General features: G+C 71.5%; 19 protein-coding genes and 2 pseudogenes. 14 read left to right on the top strand and 7 right to left on the bottom strand.

The genetic code is table 11. The features are described 5' to 3' along the window. Positions 1–43: 43 nt before the first annotated feature. The 5 genes and pseudogenes from SGFS_RS02970 to SGFS_RS02950 all read left to right on the top strand — a co-directional run bounded on the left by SGFS_RS02970 (position 44) and on the right by SGFS_RS02950 (position 3,979). Positions 44–418, top strand: coding sequence for a hypothetical protein (locus SGFS_RS02970; protein ID WP_286247372.1), 375 nt, complete (start codon positions 44–46; stop codon positions 416–418). After that, positions 366–764, top strand: a pseudogene (locus SGFS_RS02965) (aldo-keto reductase family protein); the annotation flags it as partial. The gene SGFS_RS02970 and the pseudogene SGFS_RS02965, both read left to right, overlap by 53 nt. A gap of 222 nt (positions 765–986) precedes the next feature. Continuing rightward, positions 987–2,243, top strand: a complete 1,257-nt coding sequence (locus SGFS_RS02960; protein ID WP_286247371.1) for a hypothetical protein — start codon at positions 987–989, stop codon at positions 2,241–2,243. Between the two features lie 174 nt (positions 2,244–2,417). Next, entirely contained in the window at positions 2,418–2,825 is a 408-nt protein-coding gene (locus SGFS_RS02955) for a VOC family protein (protein ID WP_286247370.1), read from the top strand. 59 nt (positions 2,826–2,884) lie between these two features. Then, positions 2,885–3,979, top strand: a complete 1,095-nt coding sequence (locus SGFS_RS02950) for an adenosine deaminase (RefSeq protein WP_286247369.1) — start codon at positions 2,885–2,887, stop codon at positions 3,977–3,979. Here the strand turns inward: SGFS_RS02950 and SGFS_RS02945 are convergent. The 3 genes and pseudogenes from SGFS_RS02945 to SGFS_RS02935 all read right to left on the bottom strand — a co-directional run bounded on the left by SGFS_RS02945 (position 3,937) and on the right by SGFS_RS02935 (position 5,677). Then, positions 3,937–4,476 (bottom strand): mycothiol transferase, encoded by a 540-nt coding sequence (locus tag SGFS_RS02945; protein ID WP_286247368.1) that lies wholly within the window; start codon positions 4,474–4,476, stop codon positions 3,937–3,939. The genes SGFS_RS02950 and SGFS_RS02945 overlap by 43 nt on opposite strands. 110 nt (positions 4,477–4,586) lie before the next feature. After that, a complete protein-coding gene (locus tag SGFS_RS02940) occupies positions 4,587–5,051 on the bottom strand; it encodes a hypothetical protein (protein ID WP_286247367.1) in 465 nt (154 codons plus the stop codon). Positions 5,052–5,186: 135 nt separating this feature from the next. Further along, positions 5,187–5,677: pseudogene (locus SGFS_RS02935) on the bottom strand (hypothetical protein). A gap of 259 nt (positions 5,678–5,936) precedes the next feature. On the opposite strand from SGFS_RS02935, the gene SGFS_RS02930 reads away from it, so the two are divergent. Beyond that, positions 5,937–7,316, top strand: a complete 1,380-nt coding sequence (locus SGFS_RS02930) for a helix-turn-helix domain-containing protein (protein WP_286247366.1) — start codon at positions 5,937–5,939, stop codon at positions 7,314–7,316. 111 nt (positions 7,317–7,427) lie between these two features. Here the strand turns inward: SGFS_RS02930 and SGFS_RS02925 are convergent, their stop codons facing one another. Then, positions 7,428–8,318, bottom strand: coding sequence for a LysR family transcriptional regulator (locus tag SGFS_RS02925; RefSeq protein ID WP_286247365.1), 891 nt, complete (start codon positions 8,316–8,318; stop codon positions 7,428–7,430). 127 nt (positions 8,319–8,445) lie between these two features. Between SGFS_RS02925 and mgrA the strand changes: the two genes are divergently transcribed. From mgrA to SGFS_RS02900, 5 genes are all read left to right on the top strand, one after another. Continuing rightward, positions 8,446–9,444 (top strand): L-glyceraldehyde 3-phosphate reductase, encoded by a 999-nt coding sequence (gene mgrA / locus SGFS_RS02920; protein ID WP_286247364.1) that lies wholly within the window; start codon positions 8,446–8,448, stop codon positions 9,442–9,444. Positions 9,445–9,781: 337 nt separating this feature from the next. After that, positions 9,782–10,192, top strand: coding sequence for a hypothetical protein (locus SGFS_RS02915; RefSeq protein WP_286247363.1), 411 nt, complete (start codon positions 9,782–9,784; stop codon positions 10,190–10,192). A gap of 57 nt (positions 10,193–10,249) precedes the next feature. After that, positions 10,250–12,574, top strand: coding sequence for an ABC transporter ATP-binding protein/permease (locus tag SGFS_RS02910; RefSeq protein ID WP_286247362.1), 2,325 nt, complete (start codon positions 10,250–10,252; stop codon positions 12,572–12,574). Positions 12,575–12,579: 5 nt separating this feature from the next. Continuing rightward, entirely contained in the window at positions 12,580–13,206 is a 627-nt protein-coding gene (locus SGFS_RS02905; RefSeq protein ID WP_286247361.1) for a hypothetical protein, read from the top strand. After that, the gene (locus SGFS_RS02900) at positions 13,199–14,182 is read left to right on the top strand and encodes a serine/threonine-protein kinase (RefSeq protein ID WP_286247360.1); all 984 of its coding nucleotides are present in this window, start codon (positions 13,199–13,201) and stop codon (positions 14,180–14,182) included. Before SGFS_RS02905 ends, SGFS_RS02900 begins: the two co-directional genes overlap by 8 nt. Positions 14,183–14,189: 7 nt before the next feature. Here SGFS_RS02900 and SGFS_RS02895 read toward each other — a convergent pair whose 3' ends face one another. Then, entirely contained in the window at positions 14,190–15,224 is a 1,035-nt protein-coding gene (locus tag SGFS_RS02895; protein WP_286247359.1) for a helix-turn-helix domain-containing protein, read from the bottom strand. A 119-nt stretch (positions 15,225–15,343) separates the two neighbouring features. Here SGFS_RS02895 and SGFS_RS02890 point away from each other — a divergent pair, with 119 nt between their 5' ends. Next, the gene (locus SGFS_RS02890) at positions 15,344–16,240 is read left to right on the top strand and encodes an alpha/beta hydrolase (RefSeq protein ID WP_286247358.1); all 897 of its coding nucleotides are present in this window, start codon (positions 15,344–15,346) and stop codon (positions 16,238–16,240) included. A gap of 73 nt (positions 16,241–16,313) precedes the next feature. Then, positions 16,314–17,549 carry a serine hydrolase domain-containing protein gene (locus SGFS_RS02885; RefSeq protein ID WP_434026067.1) on the top strand — a complete coding sequence of 412 codons (1,236 nt, stop codon included), beginning with the start codon at positions 16,314–16,316 and terminating at the stop codon, positions 17,547–17,549. On the opposite strand, the gene SGFS_RS02880 is transcribed toward SGFS_RS02885, so the two are convergent. Further along, on the bottom strand, positions 17,543–17,995 hold the full coding sequence (locus SGFS_RS02880; protein ID WP_286247356.1) for an RpiB/LacA/LacB family sugar-phosphate isomerase: 453 nt from the start codon (positions 17,993–17,995) through the stop codon (positions 17,543–17,545). The genes SGFS_RS02885 and SGFS_RS02880 overlap by 7 nt on opposite strands. Before the next feature lie 206 nt (positions 17,996–18,201). On the opposite strand from SGFS_RS02880, the gene SGFS_RS02875 reads away from it, so the two are divergent. Beyond that, entirely contained in the window at positions 18,202–19,152 is a 951-nt protein-coding gene (locus tag SGFS_RS02875) for a Dyp-type peroxidase (RefSeq protein ID WP_286247355.1), read from the top strand. 54 nt (positions 19,153–19,206) lie between these two features. Here the strand turns inward: SGFS_RS02875 and SGFS_RS02870 are convergent, their stop codons facing one another. After that, a complete protein-coding gene (locus SGFS_RS02870) occupies positions 19,207–20,769 on the bottom strand; it encodes an amidohydrolase (RefSeq protein WP_286247354.1) in 1,563 nt (520 codons plus the stop codon). Positions 20,770–20,919: the final 150 nt, after the last annotated feature.

Below are 20,919 nucleotides of genomic sequence, written 5' to 3'. Positions count from 1 at the left end.
GTCGTCCGGTGTCCCGTCGGCCGGATCCTGCTGGACTGGTGTCATGACCACGAACACCCCGCAACCCCGTCCTCTCCGCAACGTCACCGCCAAGGCCACCGCCACCGGTTCGGCTCTCGCGGTCGCCCTGCTCCCGCTGGTGGTCGGGGCGTTGGTGGCGCGGACCGTCGGAGGTGACCCGATGGCACCGGTCAACGCGCTGATCGCGGGTGGCGGGGAGCGGGCGAAGCTGTCCCGGAGCCAGTTGCGCAGCTGCGGCGACCGGGCGCTCGCGACGGCGCGGGGTGCGTGGAGCCAGCCGGTCAGGTGGGCGAGCAGAAGCCGGGCGGGCCTGTCCCGCGCCCGGCACATGCGAGACTGCGTCGGTGGACTCGGAGACGCTCACCGCGACCGCGGCCGACACTTGGACCCTCGGTGACCTGCCCGTCGACCGCCTCGGCTTCGGCGCGATGCGGCTCACGGGAAGCGCCGCCGTCCGCCTCGGCACACCGGGCGACCGCGAGCGATCCATCGCCGTCCCGCGCCGCGCGGTCGAGCCGGGGGTCCACCACATCGACCACATCGACACCGCCGCCTTCTGTTTCTCCTCCCTGCGCCCCGCCGACGAACTGATCGACAGCGCGCTCGGCGGCCCGTACTCGAACGACCTCGTCATCGTCACCAGGGCCGGACCGCACCGCGCGTACTCGGGGGAGTGGGGCACGGTCGCCCGCACCGACCAACTGCGCCGTCAAGTCGAGCAGAACCCGCGGCAGTTGGGCCGCGCATCTCCGCCGTCGAACCCCGGCACCTCGCCGAGAACATCGCCGCCGAGGCTGTCCGGCTGACCGAGGACGAGGTGGACCGCTGGACGCGGTGCACCGGGTCCAGCGTCCCGGGTCCCGACGCACACCCGGGCATACCGTCGTGGGCAAAGCATCATCAACAGGTTCATATAGGCTGCCTGTTCTGCCCCTGTCGTTCGTCACCACCCGGGAGAGTCATCCGTGAGCGTAGCCACCGCCCACTCCGAACCGGTCGTTCCGTCCGCCGACGAGACCCCCGCCGACGAGACCCACGTCACCGCGTCGACGGCGACCGTGCCCGCGCAGGACGACGGGTACTGGGTCGAGCCGGGCACGTCCGGCGACGATACGGTCCAGCGGACCGGGACGGCCGAGGCGGCCACGGAGACGCCCGACGGCGAGCGGCCCGCGGCCGACGGTGACGAGGCCGCGGACGGTACCGCCCCGGACCTCGCCCCCATGGGCGCCGTCGACGAGCAGGTCGAGCGCGACGCCCGGGAGTTCGGCGTGTACGCGCGCACCGGCGGCTGGGCGTTCGCGCTGAAGGTGGCGCGCAGTGTGCGGCCCGGCGGGGAGGCGGCCGGAGAGACGCCGAAGGTGTCCGCGAAGGAGTTCGCGCTGCTGGCCGGGTGCTCGCCGGAGCGCGTCATGCGGTACTACAAGGCGTGGGACAAGGCGGCCGACGACGGCATGGTCCCGCAGTTCGAGGCGCTGGCCCCGGGCGAGGAGGTCGAGCTGCCGGACGCGGACGTGTGGCTGTCGTACTACTCCTCCCGAAACAGCGCGACCTCCGACCGTGGCACCGCCATCGCGGCGGCCGCCGAGGCCGAGGGCATCCGCCCGACCAAGGCCCTGGAGGTCGCCGAGAACCCCACCGCACTGCGTGCCGCGATCCTCGCCGACCCCTCCACCGCACAGGCGGCCCGCAGCGCGCTCCTCGACCGGCTCAAGGAGGACACCTCCCTCCAGACGGAACTGGCCCGTGACATCGCCCGCACCGACGAGCTGAAGAAGGCCGTCGCGTCCGAGACGCAGGCGGCCAGCCGTATCGGATACGTCCGCCAGATCGTCGAGAACGGGCAGGTCAAGACCCCGGCCGGGCAGGTGATCGACGCCCCCGCCGAACTGCGCGCCGAGGCCGAGCGCCACCTGTCCCTCATCGACGAGCTGGACGACTACGAGGACACCGGCGAGTGGGCCACCGAGGCGTACGACACGGTGAAGGAACTCGTCGTCCAGACCGTGGAGGCCGACCCCGAACTGCGGGTCCAGGAACGCCGTACGAAGTTCTACAGCAGCCTCCAGAAGGCGACGAAGGTCTTCGAGGAACTGACCCTCGACGACGCCGTCGACCTCGACGCCATCTACGAGGACGACATGCTCCAGCGACTGGAGGAACTCCAGCAGGCACTCAGCACCTGCATCGCCACCCTGCGGAAGGCGTCCCCGGAGGCCTGAGCCGAACACCGCAGAGCAGTGACGTCGAGGCCCCCTGCCCCGCAGGGGGCCTCCGTCGTGCCCGGCCGAGGAAATGCCAGTTGCCGTTCCATGAGTGTTACGTATAACCTCCCGGGAACCCCGAGCGAACCTCGGACTTTCCCCGCACGACCGCGCACCGCCCGAGAGGCCTTGATGAGACGCATAGCCCTGGTCACCCTCGTGGTCGCCGACTACGACGAGGCGATCCGCTTCTACACCGAGGCGCTCGGCTTCCGGCTCGTCGAGGACACCCCGCGGCCCGACGGCAGCCGGTGGGTCGTGGTCGAGCCGGGGAGCGAGGGACAGGGCGGCGGACTGCTGCTCGCGAGGGCCAAGGACGAGGCGCAGCGCGACCGGGTCGGCGACCAGACCGGCGGGCGCGTGGGCTTCTTCCTGCACACCGACGACTTCGCCCGCGACCACGCCCGGATGCGGGCCGCGGGCGTCAGGTTCCTGGAGGAGCCGCGCCACGAGCCGTACGGCTCGGTCGCCGTCTTCGAGGACCTGTACGGAAACCGCTGGGACCTCCTCCAGCCCGCAGCCGGCCCGGCCGCCGACTGAGGCACCCGGCCACCCCGCCCCACCCCGCCCACCGCACCACCTGCCGAGGAACGACACGCATGACCGAGCCCCGTATCGACGCCGACACCATCCGCCGCCTGCCCAAGGCCGTCCTGCACGACCACCTCGACGGCGGTCTGCGCCCCGCGACCCTCGTCGAACTCGCGGCGGAGGTCGGCCACACTCTCCCCGAGACCGACCCGGAGGGCCTCGCCGCCTGGTTCTACGAGGCCGCGAACTCCGGCGACCTGGTGCGCTACATAGCCACCTTCGAGCACACCCTCGCCGTGCTGCAGACCCGCGAGGGCCTGCTGCGCGCCGCCGAGGAGTACGTCCTCGACCTGGCCGCGGACGGTGTCGTCTACGGCGAGGTCCGCTACGCCCCCGAGTTGAACGTCAACGGCGGACTGACCCTCGCTGAGGTCGTGGAGACCGTGCAGGAGGGCCTGGCCGCCGGTATGGCCAAGGCGGCGGCCCAGGGCACCCCGGTCCGGGTCGGCACGCTGCTGTGCGGGATGCGCATGTTCGACCGTGTCCGCGAGGCCGCCGACCTCGCGGTGGCGTTCCGGGACGCCGGCGTCGTCGGCTTCGACATCGCGGGTGCCGAGGACGGCTTCCCGCCCGCCGACCACCTCGACGCCTTCGAGCACCTGCGCCGCGAGAACGTCCCCTTCACCATCCACGCCGGCGAGGCCCACGGCCTGCCCAGCATCCACCAGGCCCTCCAGGTCTGCGGCGCCCAGCGCATCGGCCACGGCGTCCGTATCACCGAGGACATCGTCGACGGCAAGCTCGGCCGTGTCGCCTCCTGGGTGCGTGACCGTCGTATCGCCCTGGAGATGTGCCCCACCTCCAACCTCCAGACCGGCGCGGCCACCTCCATCGCCGAGCACCCGATCACGGCCCTGAAGGAACTCGGCTTCCGCGTCACCCTCAACACCGACAACCGTCTGGTCTCCGGCACGACGATGACGCGCGAGATGACCCTGCTGGTCGAGGAGGCCGGCTGGACCGCCGACGACCTGCGCACGGTCACGGTCAACGCCCTCAAGAGCGCCTTCATCCCGTTCGACGAGCGCAACGCCCTCATCCAGGACGTGGTCCTGCCGGGCTACGCGTCGGAGTCCTCGTCGTCCTCGTCGTCCTCGCGCTGAAGCAGGCCCCGTACGTACGCCGCCTGGCCGGCATGCTGAAGATCGTCGGCCAGGACACTGACCAGACGTACGCCGAGGGTGACGGCCGGGGTCCACCGCTCGTCCACGACCCGGTCCAGGTCGGCGGCGCTCAGCCCGTGCACGAACCGCAGCGTCCGTTCGTGCACGGCGTCGTAGTACCCGACCAGCAGGTCGCCCGAGTCCACCCGGACCCGGGCGACCTGGCGTGCGCTGTGCCCGTACCCGGTGTCCCGCCGGGGCAGCCCCAGCCCGAAACGCTCCTCCCAGCCGTCCGCCGGCCACACCTGGTCGAGCCCGGCGACCTCGGCGACATGGTCGTCCTGGATCCGGGTGAGGTGCCACACCAGCCAGGAGACGGAGTTGCTGTCGGGGGAGGGGCGGTTGTTGAGGTCCTCCGGGGACAACCCGTCCACGGCGGCATGGACCTCCTCCTTGATCCGGCCGAACGCGTCGATGAGAACGTCCTTCACATCCATACGTCCACCATCGAGCACCGGGCCCGAGCTCGCACCGCGCGGGACCTGCCCCCTGCCCCGCGCGGCAGACGGGAATTTGACGACAGACCCCAGCCGTCCCACGAGGCCCGTCAGCTGCCTGCGGCGCCCTTGGTTCCGATGTGGAAGATCTTGTAGTCGCGCGTCATGTCGACGACCAGCTTGGTGGTCACGCCGCCGCCCCAGGTCAGGGTGATACCGGCCTCGGTGTGGTTCGCAGTCCCGTTGTCGGTGACCTTCCACTTGAGGGGGACGTTCTGGGCGCGCAGGACGCCGTCCGCGTGGTTCTTCTTCTCCCAGGTCTTGAGCTTCTTCTGCAGGCCGGGGGTCAGGTAGTAGGCGCGGAGTTCGTCGGCGAGGGCGCCCCCGTTGTCCGGGTCGCTCTGGGCGTCGATGTAGGCGCCGTAGAAGTCGGCGATACGGGTGATCGCGTCGGACGGCTTGCCGGTGACGCTGCGCGGGGCGCCCGCGGACGCCGTGGCCGTCACCCCGAGTCCGAGCGCCAGGGCGAGGCACGAGGCGAGGACGGTACGGCGAGTGGTGCGCTTGCTGGTCATGTGTTTCCCCGATTTCCGGTTGTGCGGTGGTGGTGACTGTGGTCTGTGGTCTGTGGTCGTGGCCGTGCAGGTGCCTGGCCGCCCGCCCGCTCCCCTCCGCGGGCGGGCGGCCCCGGCTTTTCGGTGGTCGTGCGGTCAGTGGAGCTTGTTGACAGCGGCGGTGGTCGTCTTCTTGAAGGCCTTGACCGGCGCGTCCTCGACGTCGCCCATCTGCCCCCAGTCCACGACGGTGACCATCCGGCCGTCCCGGCCCACAGACAGGAGCCGGATGTCCATGGCCCCCCAGGACGCTCGGTGTGCACACCATGGACGTGGGCGCCCTCCTCGACGGGCAGCGTCCCGTAGTCCCGGTACTCGGCCTCGATGTCCGGGTCGGAGGACTCGTTCACACAGTCCCGGAAGTCCTTGTTTCAGTACTGGAACTCCTCGGGAACGCCGTCCTCGATCTTGCCCGCGCTCCAGGAGGACGAGGGGTGCGGCGGCAGCTGGGAAGCGGACAGGAACTTCGGTGCGCTGTTCGCCTTCGCGGCGGCCGCCGGTGCGGCGCCCCCGGCGAGTGCGGAGCCGGCGGTGAGACCCGCGACGACGAGTGTGGTGAGCGCGCCTGCGCGGGTGCGCTTGGGCATGGGTGTCCCCCGTGGACGAGTACGTGGACGAGTACGTGGATGAAGCAAACGGATGAGCGTGTGGTGTCGCTTCGGCTCCGACCCCGGATGGTCCGTCCGGCCCTGGTCGGGGCGACACCAAGAGCATCGGCGGTCAGCGGCGGCGCGCGCAACAACCGGCGGCGGACCCGCGACCATGGAACCATCCCAGCCCGTCTGACGTGCAGATACATGGAGTGCCTGGGATGCCGTCCTGGGACGTGGAGGACACGGGAGAACAGTGTCGGCACCACCGGACGACGTCCAGGAATTCGCGGCGCTGCTCACGCGCCTGAAGGAACGCACGGACCGCAGCTACGGCCAACTGGCCCGCCGCCTCAACATGAACACCTCCACGCTGCACCGCTACTGCGCAGGTGACGCGGTCCCCGTCGAATTCGCCCCCGCCGAACGCTTCGCCGCACTGTGCCGGGCGACACCGGAGGAGCGGCTGGAGCTGCACCGGCTGTGGATCCGGGCGGTGGCGGCGCGACAGCGGGCTCGTGCGGCGGGAGCGGGTGGCGGTTCCTCCGCACCGGAGAAGTCGACCTCACCCGACCAAGCGGAACACCAGGATCCGTCGGAACAGCAGGATCCGTCGGAACACCAGGTTCCGGCGCAGCAGCAGGAGCCGCCGGAACAGCGGGACCAGGCACCCACGGGACCGAGCCAGGACCCGGACCCGGACTCGGACCCAGCCGCAGCCCCTCCGCGCCGCCCCTGGTACCGCCGCCGACGGGCCCTCGTCGCCGCCGCCGTGACCTCCGTGCTGGCCGCCACCCTGGGCAGCCTCTCCGCCCTGCCGCCCGACCGCCCCACGGGGCGCGGCACCGCGCTCAGCCCGACACCGTCCCGTACGACGGCGGCGGCCAACGGCCCGACGACCGCCTCTCCGAGCCCCACGCCCTCCGCGGACCCCGCCAAGAAGTCCTCGGCCACGCCCACCGAAACCGACGACAACTCATCGCGGGGCGGCGATGCGAAGCCGCCCGCAGCCGATGTCCCCCTCATCTGGACCGCCAACTCCCAGATCTGGGAGATCGGCTGCAGCCACGACTACGTCATCGCCAAGCCGCCCCAGAAGGTACCGCCGCCCCCGGCATCGCAGGACGCAGGGGCCTGGGCGGCGACGCAGAACGCGGTGCACGGGCGCAACACCCTGGTGGAGATCTCGGTGCAGGGGAAGACGTCCGCGGCCGTCGTCCTGGAGTCGCTCCGCGTACGGGTCGTCGGACGCACGGCGGCCCCCGCCCAGGGCAACGTCTACGCCATGGACCGGGGCTGTGGCGGGGAGATGACCCCGCGCTACTTCGGCGTGGACCTCGACAAGGACCGGCCCATCGCCCACCCGGTGCCCGGCAGCGACATGGGCACGCCGATCCCGGCCATGCGCCTGCCGTACCGCGTGTCCGCCGAGGACCCGGAGGTGCTCCTGGTCACCGCGGAGACCGCGAACTGCGACTGCCGCTGGTACCTCGAACTGGAGTGGTCCTCGCAGGGCCGTACCGGCACGGTCCGCATCGACGACCGCGGCCGCCCGTTCCGCACGACCGGCATCAAGGGGCTGCCGCACTACATGTACGCCGCATGGAAGCACGAGTGGACGCCCCTCACCGACTGACGCGTGCGGCGCGCCCGTCTTCGACGCCGAGGTCGACGGCGGGCCCTTGTCGTGAGGTGCGAGCGCGGTGCCTGCTGTCGGCGATGCCGTCGCCGTCGTCCGAGCCGGGGATCAGTCGACCCGTGTGTCCAGCAGTGCCATCAGCGCCCGTGCCGCCGGGCTGGTGGCCTGCGGGGGCGGCAGCAGGGCGACCGTCTCGTACACGGCCTCGCCGGTGCCCTCGACCGTGAGGGCGGTCAGCGACGCCCGCTTGTGCCGGAAGTGGCGCGGTACGACGGCGACGCCGAGGTTCTCCTCCACCAACTCCAGGAGGCTGTGCACGTCGTTGACCTCCAGAGCGACCGACCGGCGGACGCCCGCGGCGGCGAAGACGGCGTCGGTCGTGCGGCGCGGGCCCCAGTCCGGGTGGAAGTCGACGAAGACCTCGCCGCCCAGATCATGCGGTGTCACGGCGGCTCGTCCGGACGCGGCGAGGCGGTGGCCGGGGTGGCACAGGACCGTCATGGGCTCGCTGGTCAGCGGTACCACCCGCAGCAGGTCGGTGTCCTCCTGGGCCGTGCGCACGGCGAAGGCCAGGTCGAGGCGCCCGCTCGCGACCTCCTCCGCCAGCGCGCCCGATCCCGCCTGGCGCAGACAGATCTCCACATCCGGGTGCCGCCGCCGGAACGTGGCGAGCAGCCCCGCCACATGCACCCCGGCGATGCACTGCTCCGAGCCGACCGCGAGCATGCCCCGCATTACGCCCTGCACCGCGGCCACCGCCTCATGGGCCGTCCGCACCTGGGCCAGGATCCGCTCCGCCTCGGTGAGCAGCGCCCGCCCGGCCGGGGTGAGCGTCACCCGGCGGGTCGTCCGCACGAACAACGGCGTCTGCAGCTCCCGCTCCAGCGCCCTGATCGAGGCGGACAGCCCCGACTGGGACACCAGCAGCCGTTCGGCGGCCCGGGTGAAATGCTGGTCCTCGGCGACGGCGACGAAGTGCTGGAGATGGCGGAGTTCCACGATTGAGAAGCCTAACCGCTGAATTCCATCGGATTCTTCTGTTGGACCAATGCCCCCAGGTCGCGAAAGAGTGGACACCGGTTCTCAGGGAACCCGGACCCGCCGTGCCAACCCCTCTGGAGTCGCGTTGTACACCGCACACCCCGACCGTTACGCGGACATGCCCTACCGGCGCACCGGACGCAGTGGCCTGAAGCTGCCCGCGCTCTCGCTCGGCCTCTGGCACAACTTCGGCCCCGACCGGTCGGTCGAGACCCAGCGCGCCATCCTGCGCCGCGCCTTCGACCTCGGTGTCACCCACTTCGACCTGGCCAACAACTACGGGCCGCCGCCCGGTGCCGCCGAGTCAGCCTTCGGCGAGGCCCTCAAGACCGACTTCGCCGCCTACCGCGACGAGCTGATCATCTCCACCAAGGCCGGCTATCTCATGTGGCCCGGCCCGTACGGCGAGTGGGGCTCGCGCAAGTACCTGCTGTCCTCCCTCGACCAGAGCCTCGCGCGGATGGGCCTGGACTACGTCGACATCTTCTACTCGCACCGCCCAGACCCGGACACTCCGCTGGAGGAGACGATGGGCGCCCTGCACTCGGCGGTGCAGCAGGGCAAGGCGCTCTACGTCGGCGTCTCCAACTACTCGGCCGAGCAGACCCGCGAGGCCGCCCGCATCCTCGGCGAGCTGGGCACCCCGCTCCTCATCCACCAGCCGCGCTACTCGATGCTCGACCGCCGCCCCGAGAGCGGAGGCCTGCTCGACGCCCTGGACGAGCTCCAGGTCGGCTCGATCGTGTTCTCCCCGCTGGAGCAGGGCCTACTGACCTCCCGCTACCTCGACGGCATCCCGGAAGGCTCGCGCGCGGCGAGCGACAGCCCGTTCCTGAACTCCGACGCCGTCACCGAGGACCTGGTCGGCAGGCTGCGCGCCCTGGACGAGGTCGCCAAGTCCCGCGGCCAGACCCTCGCCCAGCTCGCCCTGGCCTGGACGCTGCGCGGCGGCCGGGTCACCTCCGCCCTCGTCGGCGCGAGCAGCGCCCAGCAGATCGAGGACAGCGTCAACACCATCCGCAACCTCGACTTCGAGGCGGGCGAGCTGGCCCGGATCGACGCGATCATCGAGGGCAAGGGCTGAGTTTCGGTACCCGGGTCGGTCCCCGAATGCGGGGACCGACCCGTTGAAATCAGGGGACCGACCCGTTGAACGCCGGGCCGAGTGCGTACGTATCTCTCAGGGACTCGCCCCCCAATGCGCGGAGAAGACCCCGGTCAGAGAACCCACCGCATCGTTTCAGCCAATCACGCCCTCGCATATGCCAGGAGACTGGCCGAATTGGCATGGTGACAGAGTGTCAGGAGTGGCGATACTCGAGTCACAGGGCGATTTAGTCATGAACCAAATCTGACACTCCATGCGTTCATGACCTCACCCTGCGTGCTCGGCGGCCGGTGGTGCGATCGGGGGAGCGAACGTGCACGACGAATTTCTGTGCCATGTCACCGCGTACGGCGTGTGCGGTGGCCGACGTGTGGGCGTACCGCTCGGCACCTATCGCGCCCCCACCCTGGCCCTCGCTCTGTGGTGGATGCGCGACCGTGCCTTATGGATCGCCGAACGCCTCGACCCGCACCCCGACAACCCGAACTTCCCGCCGAACGCGGTCGTCCCCGTCGCCCACACCGTCCCGGACGTACCGAGCGTGCTGCGCTCCTGGTCCGCCGACAGCATCCAACAGGAGCTGGTCGCCGAGGAGTTGGCCGCGGGGAACCTCGTCCGCGTCGCCACCCGGGACGACACCACGGAGTACGAACTGCTCGCGGAGTCCGTCGACGCGCTGCGCATGCAGCGGATCGCCCAGAGGATCGCCGCCCCTGCCGCCTGACCGCCAGGCCCTTCCGTGGATCTGCGCCTATATGGACAGATCGGTAGAATTCTGAGCATGGCAGAGCGCTCCCTCGCGCCGACCGCGCCCGAACTCGTGCTGGAAACCGACTCGGGCTCCACCGTGATGGCCCCGAGCCAGGAGTACCACGTCGGCCGCGATCCGCTCAGCGACATAGTCCTCGACGACGACCGGGTCTCCTGGCACCACGCCGTCCTCAGAGCCCACGCCGACCACTGGACGCTGGAGGACGAGAACAGCACCAACGGCACGTTCGCCGACGGCCACCGCGTCCACGAGTGGGACGTCGGGCCGGGCAGCGTCATCCGCTTCGGCAGCCTCGACGACGGCCCCCGGGCCGTGCTCACCGGGCTCGCGCCCGAACGCCCCTCCGGCGTCTTCCACCCCGCCTCCACCGGCACCTTCCGACAGCCGACCAGCGTGCGCCCGCTGCCCCGGCGGACCGTCCGCATCGGCCGCGCCACCGACAACGACCTGGTCATCGACGACCTCGGCGTCTCGCGTCGGCACGCCGAGCTGCGGGCCCGCCCGGACGGCACGTACGAGATCGTCGACCTCGGCAGCCACAACGGCACCTTCCTCAACGGCCGACCCGTCGACGAGGCGCGGATCACCTCCGGTGACATCGTCGGCATCGGCCACTCCGCGTTCTGCCTGGTCGGCGACGAGCTCCAGGAGTACGTCGACACCGGTGAGGTCTCCCTCGACGTCCAGGACCTCACCGTCGCCGTCGACCGCGGCCGGAAGACGCTGCTCGACAAGGTGGCGTTTCCGGTCGGCGAAAAATGCCTCCTCGCCGTCGTCGGCCCCAGCGGCGCCGGGAAATCGACTCTGCTGAACGCCCTCACCGGGCAGCGGCCCGCGGACAGCGGCACGGTCCTCTACGACGGCCGCGACCTCTACCACGACTACGCCGAGCTGCGCCAGCGCATCGGCCTGGTCCCGCAGGACGACATCCTGCACGCCCAGCTGACCGTCCGCAGAGCCCTCGTGTACGCCGCCGAACTGCGCTTCCCGCAGGACACCGCGAAGTCCGAGCGACAGGCGCGGGTCGACGAGGTGATCCGCGAGCTGGGCCTGGAACAGCGGGCCGACCAGCCCATCCACAGCCTCTCCGGCGGCCAGCGCAAGCGCGTCAGCGTCGCCCTGGAACTCCTCACGAAACCGTCCCTGCTCTTCCTCGACGAGCCGACCTCAGGCCTCGACCCCGGCATGGACCGCTCGGTGATGCACATGCTGCGCGGCCTCGCCGACGACGGCCGTACGGTCATCGTCGTCACCCACAGCGTCCTCAGCCTCGACGTCTGCGACCGCCTCCTCGTCCTCGCACCCGGCGGCAAGGTCGCCTACTACGGGCCACCCGACGACGCCCTCGCGTTCTTCGGCTTCGAACAATGGCCGGAAGCCTTCGAAGCGTTCGAACGAGACAGGGAACGGGACTGGGCGGGGGAGTACCGGGACTCGCCGTTCCACCAGCACTACGTCGTCGCGTCCATGGGGCTGCCGTACCTGCCCGAGGGCGCCCGGATCGCCGTGGGGCCGCCGGCCAAGGCCCAGAGCTGGGGATCCCAGCTCGGCACCCTGATCCGCCGCTACGCGGCCGCGCTCGGCGCCGACCGCACCTTCCTCGCCATCATGATCGCGCTGCCGTTCGTGATGGGCGCGATGGCGAGGGCCCTCGCCGGCAGCCGCCTGGACCGCGAGACGGCCATGAACGCGCTGCTCATCCTGTGCGTCGGCGGCGTCCTGACCGGCGCGGCCAACGCCGTCCGTGAACTCGTCAAGGAACGGGTCATCTACCAGCGCGAACGCGCCGTCGGCCTGTCCAGATCCGCGTATCTGATGTCCAAGGTCGTCGTCCTCGGCACCATCACCGTCCTCCAGGCCGTCGTCCTCACCCTGGTCGCCCTGCTCGGCGTCGACCTCGGCGCCCCCGGCGGCGAAGGCGTGCTCATGCCGCCGCTCGTCGAGATCACGGTCGCCGTGGCGCTGCTCGCCTTCACCGCGATGATGCTCGGCCTCCTCGTCTCCGCCCTCGTCCGCAAGGAAGAGGTGACCATGCCGCTGCTGGTGCTCCTCGCGATCGTCCAAGTGGTGTTCTGCGGAGCGCTGCTGGATGTGCAGGGCACGGTCGTCCTGGAGCAGCTGGCCTGGCTGGTGCCCTCGCGCTGGGCCTTCGCCGCGATGGCGTCCACGATCGACCTCACCCGGATCGTCCCCGACAAGACGGACCCGCTGTTCGAACACTCGGCGGACGTCTGGCTGCTGAGCATGGGGATGCTTCTCGTGCTCTCGCTCGTCTGCGGATACGTCGTCGCCCGCCTCCTGCGCCGCCACGAACCCGCGGTGATGCGGAAGTAGCCGCGATGACGACCCCCGGATTCCACCCCACGCATGTCGTCCCGCCGGACGGCCTGCCCGCCTGGGAGGCCCCCGACCCGTCCCGCCCCACCGTGCCCCTCGACGCGCTGCTCCCCGTCCAGCTCCTCGAACACCGCGGCGACTGGGGCCACGTCCTGTGCGCCAACGGCTGGTCCGCGTGGGTCGACGGCCGCCTCCTGGTCGCCGTACCCCAGGGCCCGCCCGCCGCGGGCGCGGCACCCGCCCGCACGGCCGACCCACGCCCCCTGCTCACCCGCGTGGAGGAGGCCCTCGCGCGCTACCGGGCCGCGGCGGAGGACCTGGCGGGCGGACGCCTCGACGGGGAGTCCTTCCACGACCTCACCAGGGGGCTGCGGATCGGGGTCGTCGTCGACGGGGAGTCGCTGTGGCTGTACGACACGGCACATGAGCGGTGGGTGTACTGCGACGGGGCGCGGCTCAGCACGTACGCCGTGTCGCGGCAGCCGGGCGAGGGTTCCGCGCCCGGGGCGGAAAAGGCGGCTGCCGTGGATCCGGAGCCGACCAGGGTCGTGGGGGAACCGGTCCATGGAACCGCCGGTCGCGATCACGAACCGACCCGTCTGGTCCCGCCGGTGACACCCGATGGGTGAGACGCAACCGTACTCGGGACGCCCGTCCGAACTCGTGGGGCGGCAGATCGCGGGCTATCGCATCGAACGCGAGATCGGCCGCGGTGGCATGGCCGTGGTGTACCAGGCGAAGGATTTGCGCCTGGAGCGGACCGTCGCGCTGAAGCTGCTGGCCCCGGAGCTGGCCCGCAACGACACCTTCCGGCGCCGCTTCACCCATGAGTCGAGGGTGGCCGCGGCGATCGACCACCCGCACATCGTGCCGGTCTTCGAGGCGGGCGAGACGGACGGCGTCCTCTACATCGCCATGCGGTACGTCGCCGGGAGCGATCTGCGTCATCTTCTGGACCGGGAGGGCCCGTTGTCCCTGGCGGTCGCGACCCGGATCGCCGTGCAGGTCGCCTCCGCGCTGGACGCCGCGCACGACCACGGGCTGGTGCACCGGGACGTCAAACCCGGCAACATCCTGGTCGCCCAGGGCACGGACAGCGACCACCCCGAGCACGTCTACCTCACCGACTTCGGCCTGACGAAGAAGTCCCTGTCCCTGACCGGATTCACGAGCGTGGGCCAGTTCGTGGGCACTTTGGACTATGTGGCGCCGGAACAGATCTCGGGCAAGCCCGTCGACGGGCGCTGCGACGTCTACAGCCTCGCCTGTGTCGTCCATGAGACGCTCGCCGGACGGCCGCCCTTCCAGCGGGACGACGACATGGCCCTGCTGTGGGCCCACCAGTACGACCAACCGCCCTCGCTGACGGAACGTCGGCCCGACCTGCCGGCCGCCGTGGGCGAGGTCCTGTCGAAGGCGCTGGCCAAGACGCCGGACGACCGCTACGACTCCTGCCTGGACTTCGTGGGCGCCCTGCGCATAGCCGGCACGACGGGCACCTTGGCGGCGGGCCATGTGCGACCCCGGCCGAGCCCCTCGGCCTCGACATCACCGGACGTACCGGAACCGCCGGACTGGGCCGGGCCGGTCTTCACCCGCCCCTGAGTCGTGCTCAGTCGTCGAGCAGCCGCCATGTGGTGAGGGCGAGCCTCGCCCGTGTCAGGCCGGTGGGGTCGGTGAGTTCGATGTCCAGGGTCTTGCCGAGCTGTTCGAGTCGGCGGGCGACGCTGCTGTGGTGGAGGTGGAGGAGGTCGGCGGCCCGGCGCAGGGAGCGGGTGGCGCAGTAGGCGTCCAGGGTCTCCAGGTCTTCCGGGCTGTCGGCGATGCGGGCCAGGGCCGCCACGTCGGCGTTGTCGCGTGCGGAGTCCTGGGGTATCTCGGCCAGGAGCGCCAGCGCGCCCAGGTCGGCGTGGCGGACGACGGGTTCGCGCGGGGTGGTGAAGCGGAGGGCGGTGCGGGCCTGCCGCCAGGAGCGGTCGGGGCTGTCGGCGGCGCCGATGCCCGCGCGGACGCCCGCCGGTAGCCGGGACAGGTCGATGGTGGTGGCCAGGACGACGCCGACGTCGGCGAGCGGTGCCGCCTTCACCGGGCGGGTCGGGCAGAGCAGGCCGCCGATCCGGTCGAGCGGCAGTGGCGAGCGTACGGCGGCGACGTGGACCGGCAGGTGTGCGGTGAACCCCAGGAGCCGTAACGCCCGTGCTCGGGCCGCCTCGTCGCTGTCGGAGCTGATCGCCAGTTCGACGAGGGCGGGGTCGGCCATGGTGGTGCGGGCCGGGCCGTACCGCTCGACGGCTACCCCGGCGGCGATGGCGAACCGGTCGAGGAGCACTTCGTCCAGCGGACTCGGCGGGCCGGGCCGCTCCAGCCACACCGCGCCGATCTCCTCCTCGTCGAGCGTGATCGGTGCCGTGCTGGACGCCGGTGACGGTGGGGCGGACGCCTCCCTGCCGTCGGACGCGACGCGGACCGCCCGCCCGGTGCCGTGGAGCCGGAACCCGGCCACGCACTCGGCCAGGCCAGCCGAGGCCCGGGCGAGCGCCGGGAGATCCACGCGCCGGCGCATCAGCGCGTCGTAGAACGCGACGACACGGATCGCGCCTCCGGCTTGCGAGTCCAGTTGCGACAGTCGTTCGGCGAGGGCCTCCATGTCAGGAGGATAGGGCCCGCACGGCGGGCAGGAGAGGCGCCGATCGGCGCGCGATCCGGGCGGGATGCGCGACGGACGGCGGGTGACCACCTCGGCCGACGGCCGTGAGGATGGCCGTCATGCATCCCGAACTCGAAGCGTTCGTCCCGCTGCTTCCCAAGGAAGACCTGAGCGACCCGGTCGCCGCGCGCAAGACCTACGCCGAGCTGGCCGCGGCGAGGCCTGCACCGCACGGCGGGGACATGGAGATCGAGGACCGTACGGTGCCCGCCGATCCGGACGTGCCGGTGCGGATCTACCGTCCGTGCCAGGCCCAGGGGGCCATCGTCTGGCTGCACGGCGGCGGACGGGTCATGGGGGACCTGGACACCGAACACGCGTGGGCCGGTTGGATCGCGGACGACTCCAAGGCCGTGGTGATCTCGGTGGGCTACCGACTGGCCCCCGAGGACCGGTTCCCCGCCGCCCTGGACGACGCCTACGCCGTACTGACCTGGACGGCCGAACACGCGGCCGAACTCGGCATCGACCCGGCACGGATCGCGGTCGGCGGCCACAGCGCCGGCGGGGGACTCGCGGCCTCGCTGGCACTGCGGGCCCGCGACGAGCAGGGGCCGCCGATCCACTTCCAGCTGCTCAACGAGGCTTCCCTCGACGACCGCCAGGACACATGGTCGCAACGGAACTTCACCGACACGCCCTGGAACAACCGCGACATCGTCGCCGCGTCGTGGCGGCACTACCTGGGCTCCGCGCCCGCCACCCCGTACGCCGCCCCCGCACGGGCCGCCGACCTGTCCGGCCTGCCGGCCGCCTACATCGCCACCGCGGAGTTCGACCCGAACCGCGACGAGGACCTCGCCTACGCGGTGCGCCTGCTGCAGGCCGGTGTGTCCGTCGAGCTGCACCAGTGGCCCGGCACGTTCCACGGATCGCTGGCGATCCAGTCCGCCGAGGTGTCACAGCGACAGATCGCCGAACTCACGGCCGCGCTGCGCCGCGCCCTGGCCGAGTGAGTCGACCACGGCGAACGGCACGGGGAGAGCCCCCGTCGCCTTCATCCATATCCCTCATGGAAGGGCAGACGTCATGAAGATCCGACTGGTGCTGTGCGCGAGCGTCACCGCGCTGAGTGTGGGTGCGGGCACGGTGGCGGCAGCCCCCGCGTCCGACGGGACGAGGGACAGTACGAGCACGTCCACCGGCCTCGATCCCTCGCGGCTGAAGTCCGCCCTGGACGGGCTCCACCGCGCGGGGATGCCGGGCGTGTTCGCCGAGGTGCGCGATACCGGCCGCACCTGGCGCGGCGCCTCCGGGGTCGCCGACGTCAGTACCGGCCGCCCCGTCAGGCCAGACATGCGGCAGCGCGTCGGCAGCATCACCAAGACCTTCACCGCCGCCGCGATCCTGCAACAGGTCGAGCGGGGCCGGGTCCGGCTCGACGCACCGATCGGCGACCATCTGCCGCACCTGGTGCCGGGGGAGCGCGGCAGGAAGATCACCGTGCGGATGCTGCTCGACCACACCAGCGGCATCCCCGACTACCTCCCCTACGCCTTCCCGTCCCTCCAGGGACTCCCCGCCGGGCCGGGCGTCTCGGCCAAGAGCATCGACGACAACCGGTTCAGGCAGTTCCGCCCGGCCGAACTGATCGAGATGGGCCTCGCGGCGACTCCCGCAGGCGAGCCCGGAGCCACTCCGGGGGTGTACTCCAACACCAACTACCTGCTCCTCGGCCAACTTCTGGAGCGGGTGACCGGTACCACGGCCGAGGAGTACATCACCCGGAACGTCATCGAGCGGGCCGGGCTCCGGCACACCGGGTTTCCGGACGGGGCACGCATCGAGGGACCGCACTCGCGGATGTACGAGGCCCTGTACGGCCTGATCGACCCGCCGCGCGACTACAGCGTCTACAACATGTCCTGGGTGATGACCGGGGCCGGTCTGGTGTCGACCATGGAGGACCTCAACCGCTTCTACGCCAAGCTGCTCGACGGCGGGATCGTCGACCGGTCGTCGCTGGCGCAGATGCAGCGCACGGGCCCGGTCGTCGCCCTGGACGGAACGACGATCGACTACGGCCTGGGCCTGCACAGGCTCGACATCCCGGGGTGCGGCACCTTCTGGGGCCACGACGGCACGGTCTGGGGAGCCGGAACGACGTCCTTCACCCGGGCCGACGGCAAGCGCCAGATGTCCGTCGCGATCAACCTCATGAGGTGGAACAAGCCGGACTCCTCGGGGCAGCCGCAGCCTCACCCCATCGACGCGGCGCTGTCGACGCTGTCCCGGCGAGCCATGTGCGGTGACGGCACCTACTGAGGCGGCCGGGCGTCGAGCCGCTCGACACGGGCCACGTTCTCCCGGTCCTCGGCGTCCTCGCTCGCCTCGGCCGCGAACCAGGCGTCGAGGATCTCCTTGAGCAGCGGCTCCGAGGTCAGCCGCAGACTCAGGGCCAGCACATTGGCGTCGTTCCAGCGCCGCGCGCCGTCCGCCGTGTACGCGTCCGCGCACAGGGCCGCCCGTACGCCCGGCACCTTGTTCGCGGCGATCGACGCCCCCGTGCCGGTCCAGCAGCACACGACCGCCTGGTCCGACGTCCCGGCCGCGACCTCGCGCGCCGCGGCCTCCGAGCACACGGCCCACTGGGGGTCGGCGCCGGGACGCAGCGCCCCGTGCGGCAGCACCTCGTGACCGCGCTCGCGCAACTCCTCGACAAGGAGGCGGGCCACGGGTTCGGCCATGTCCGAGGAAACGGAGATCCGCATGCTCCGGAGCCTACTGCGGAGCCGGATCTCGCGGGTATCTTCCCCGCCTCGACCGGGCATGGTGTTGAGGGCGGAGCCCGGCCGCGTGTGTGGTGCCCGACAACGGAGTCGTGTGCGCCGGGGGGCTGCGGGGGCCGTCCATGTCGTGCTCTGAGCAAGTGGTTCACACGCGTGCGGTGCACGCGTGCTGTACGAAGGGGGAGCCCATGGTGCTGCCGGTCCCGTCGGACGACGTACTGCCGCAGCCGATGCTGAGCCCGTTGACACCCGCCGCGCTGTTCCTCGTCGTCACCGTCGCCCCGGGCGGCGAGCAGGCGGCCCGCGGTGTGCTGTCGGGGCTCGCGGGGCTTGAGCGGGCCGTGGGGTTCTCCAGCCCCGACGGCGCGCTGGGCTGCGTCGCGGGGGTGGGCGCCGAGGCCTGGGACCGGCTCTTCGGCACGCCGCGCCCGACCGGGCTGCACCCCTTCCGGGAGCTCGACGGACCACGGCACCGGGCCGTGTCCACCCCCGGTGACCTGCTCTTCCACATCCGGGCGGCCCGGGTGGACCTGTGCTTCGCGCTCGCCGCGGAGATCATGCGGCAACTGCGCGGCGCGGCCGGAGTGGAGGACGAGGTCCAGGCCTTCGCGTACTTCGACTCCCGCAACCTCCTCGGCTTCGTCGACGGCACCGAGAACCCGGTCGGGCGGGTGGCCGCCGACGCCGTGCTGGTCGGCGACGAGGACCCGGACTTCCGGGGCGGCACGTACGCCGTCGTGCAGAAGTACCTGCACGACGTGGACTCCTGGGAGGCCCTGGCCGTCGAGGCCCAGGAGAAGGTGATCGGCCGCACCAAACTCACCAACCTCGAACTGGACGTGCCCGGTTCCCACGTCGACGTGAACACGCTCATCGGACCCGACGGGAACGAGCAGCGCATACTGCGCGCCGCCATGCCCTTCGGCAGGCCGGGGCACGGTGAGTTCGGCACGTACTTCATCGCCTACGCCCGTGACCCCGAGGTGCCCGAGGCGATGCTGCGCAAGATGTTCCTCGGCGAGCCGCCGACCGGCCACGACCCGATCCTGGACTACTCACGGGCCGTCACGGGCACCCTGTTCTTCGTCCCGTCGGCCGACTTCCTGCGGTCCATACCGAACCGCCCCGCACCGGACTGAGCCACCAGGTCCGTCCCGCCGCGAAGAGCCTTCGGCGGGACGGACCTCGGACTCTCAGAACTCGTCGTCGCCCTCCAGGAACGTACGGACCACTTCGATCTCCCCGATCCGTGACACGTCCACCCGGCGCGGATCGTCCCCGAGAACCACGAGGTCGGCGCGCTTGCCGGGACTGACGCTGCCCGCGTCGGTGTCCCAGTGGCAGGCGCGGGCGGCCTCGACGGTGTAGGCGTGCAGGCCCTGTTCCACGGTGAGTTCCTCGCCGGGGCCGATGATCCGGCCGGACTCCGAGGCCCGCTCCACCATGAACTGGATCGCCCGCAGCGGCGCCCCGTTCGCGACCGGGCGGTCCGAGCTGCCCACGACCCGGACGCCGTGGTCGAGGAATGCCCGGCCCCGGTACAGCCAGCCCGCCCGGTCCTCGCCCATCACCGTGGCGTAGTCGTCGCCGTAGTGGCGCAGGAAGCTCGGCTGGATGACGACCGTGATGCCGAGGGCGGCCAGCCGGGGCAGTTGGTCCGGGCGGACCAGGCCCGCGTGCTCGACCCGGTGGCGGGCCTCCGGGCGCGGGCTCAGCTTCTGCGCCTTCTCGAACGCGTCCAGGGCGACATCGAGCGCCCGGTCCCCGATCGCGTGCACCGCGAGCTGCCAGCCCGCCAGATGCCCCGCGACGATGGTGTCCTGAAGCACCTCCGCCTCGTCCATGAGCTGACCGGAGCCGTCGGTGCCGAGATACGGGCTGGTCAGGGCCGCCGTACGAGCCATCATGCCGCCGTCCGTGAAGACCTTGAGGGAGCCCAGGGAGAGCGCGCCGTCGCCGAAGCCCGTGCGCAGGCCGAGGTCGATGGCCCGGCTCGTGGTGTCCTCGGCGGTCGCCTCGACCGGGTGGAGCGCGTCGGACGCCACCATGAGCTGGACGCGCAGCGGCAGTCGGCCGGACTCGTGGGCCAGTTGGAAGGCGGCGACCTCGATGGGGCTGTGCCGGAAGAGCCGGCCGCCGACCCCGGCCTCGGCGACGCCCGTGACGCCCTCGGAGCGGCACTCCCGCGCGGCCCGCTCGACCGCCGCCGCGAGTGCGCTGACGGAGTGCGGCGGCCGGGTCTTCAGCGCGGCTCCCATCGCGCCCTCCGCGAGGAAGCCGTCGGGGCTTATCACTTCGGCGGGAAGTCCCTTCAGGACCGCCGAGTTGACCAGGCAGGCGTGGCCCGAGATATGGCCCAGGTACACCTTGCGGCCGTCGCTGACCGTGTCCAGGTCGACGGCGGTGAGGGGGCGGTCGAGGGTGCGCTGGTCGTAGCCGCCGAAGTCGATCCAGCCGCCCATGGGTGCCTTCGCCACCGCCTCGGCCACCACGCGGAGCACGTCGTCGGCCCGCCGGCTCGGCGCGACGCCGGGCGCCTCGGCCTTCAACCCGGCCCACGCCAGGTGCACATGGGCGTCGATGAAGCCCGGCAGCACCGTGGCCCCTCCGAGGTCGAGGGTCCGCCGCGCGGACAGCCCCGCCACCTCCTCGTCCAGACCGACGACGCGTCCTTGCCAGATGCCGACCTCATGGGCCGTCGGGCGGGCCGGATCCATCGTGACGACATTGACGTTGGTGATCCTGGTGCTGAGCACGAAGGAGGTCCTTCCGGTCGTTAGGGGGAGACAGCGGCTGCGGGACGGCTGATCAGTGGTCCTGCGGTGTTCTCAAGGGGCGTGACCCGGCGGTCGGTTGGTGCGCATCCACCTCACTCCAGGACTGGTCGAAGAAGACGAATGTAGTTA

The sequence above is a fragment of the Streptomyces graminofaciens genome (genome assembly GCF_030294945.1).
GTDB lineage: Bacteria > Actinomycetota > Actinomycetes > Streptomycetales > Streptomycetaceae > Streptomyces > Streptomyces graminofaciens.
This window is presented reverse-complemented; position numbering and strand designations above follow the sequence as displayed.

Coding starts and splice junctions, on each gene's coding strand:
- SGFS_RS02890 (WP_286247358.1), top strand. CDS start 15,344: ATGCATCCCGAACTCGAAGCGTTCGTCCCGCTGCTTCCCAAGGAAGAC.
- SGFS_RS02950 (WP_286247369.1), top strand. CDS start 2,885: ATGACCGAGCCCCGTATCGACGCCGACACCATCCGCCGCCTGCCCAAG.
- SGFS_RS02895 (WP_286247359.1), bottom strand. CDS start 15,224: ATGGAGGCCCTCGCCGAACGACTGTCGCAACTGGACTCGCAAGCCGGA.
- SGFS_RS02970 (WP_286247372.1), top strand. CDS start 44: ATGACCACGAACACCCCGCAACCCCGTCCTCTCCGCAACGTCACCGCC.
- SGFS_RS02900 (WP_286247360.1), top strand. CDS start 13,199: ATGGGTGAGACGCAACCGTACTCGGGACGCCCGTCCGAACTCGTGGGG.
- SGFS_RS02875 (WP_286247355.1), top strand. CDS start 18,202: ATGGTGCTGCCGGTCCCGTCGGACGACGTACTGCCGCAGCCGATGCTG.
- SGFS_RS02905 (WP_286247361.1), top strand. CDS start 12,580: ATGACGACCCCCGGATTCCACCCCACGCATGTCGTCCCGCCGGACGGC.
- SGFS_RS02885 (WP_434026067.1), top strand. CDS start 16,314: ATGAAGATCCGACTGGTGCTGTGCGCGAGCGTCACCGCGCTGAGTGTG.
- SGFS_RS02880 (WP_286247356.1), bottom strand. CDS start 17,995: ATGCGGATCTCCGTTTCCTCGGACATGGCCGAACCCGTGGCCCGCCTC.
- SGFS_RS02940 (WP_286247367.1), bottom strand. CDS start 5,051: ATGACCAGCAAGCGCACCACTCGCCGTACCGTCCTCGCCTCGTGCCTC.
- SGFS_RS02910 (WP_286247362.1), top strand. CDS start 10,250: ATGGCAGAGCGCTCCCTCGCGCCGACCGCGCCCGAACTCGTGCTGGAA.
- SGFS_RS02955 (WP_286247370.1), top strand. CDS start 2,418: ATGAGACGCATAGCCCTGGTCACCCTCGTGGTCGCCGACTACGACGAG.
- SGFS_RS02945 (WP_286247368.1), bottom strand. CDS start 4,476: ATGGATGTGAAGGACGTTCTCATCGACGCGTTCGGCCGGATCAAGGAG.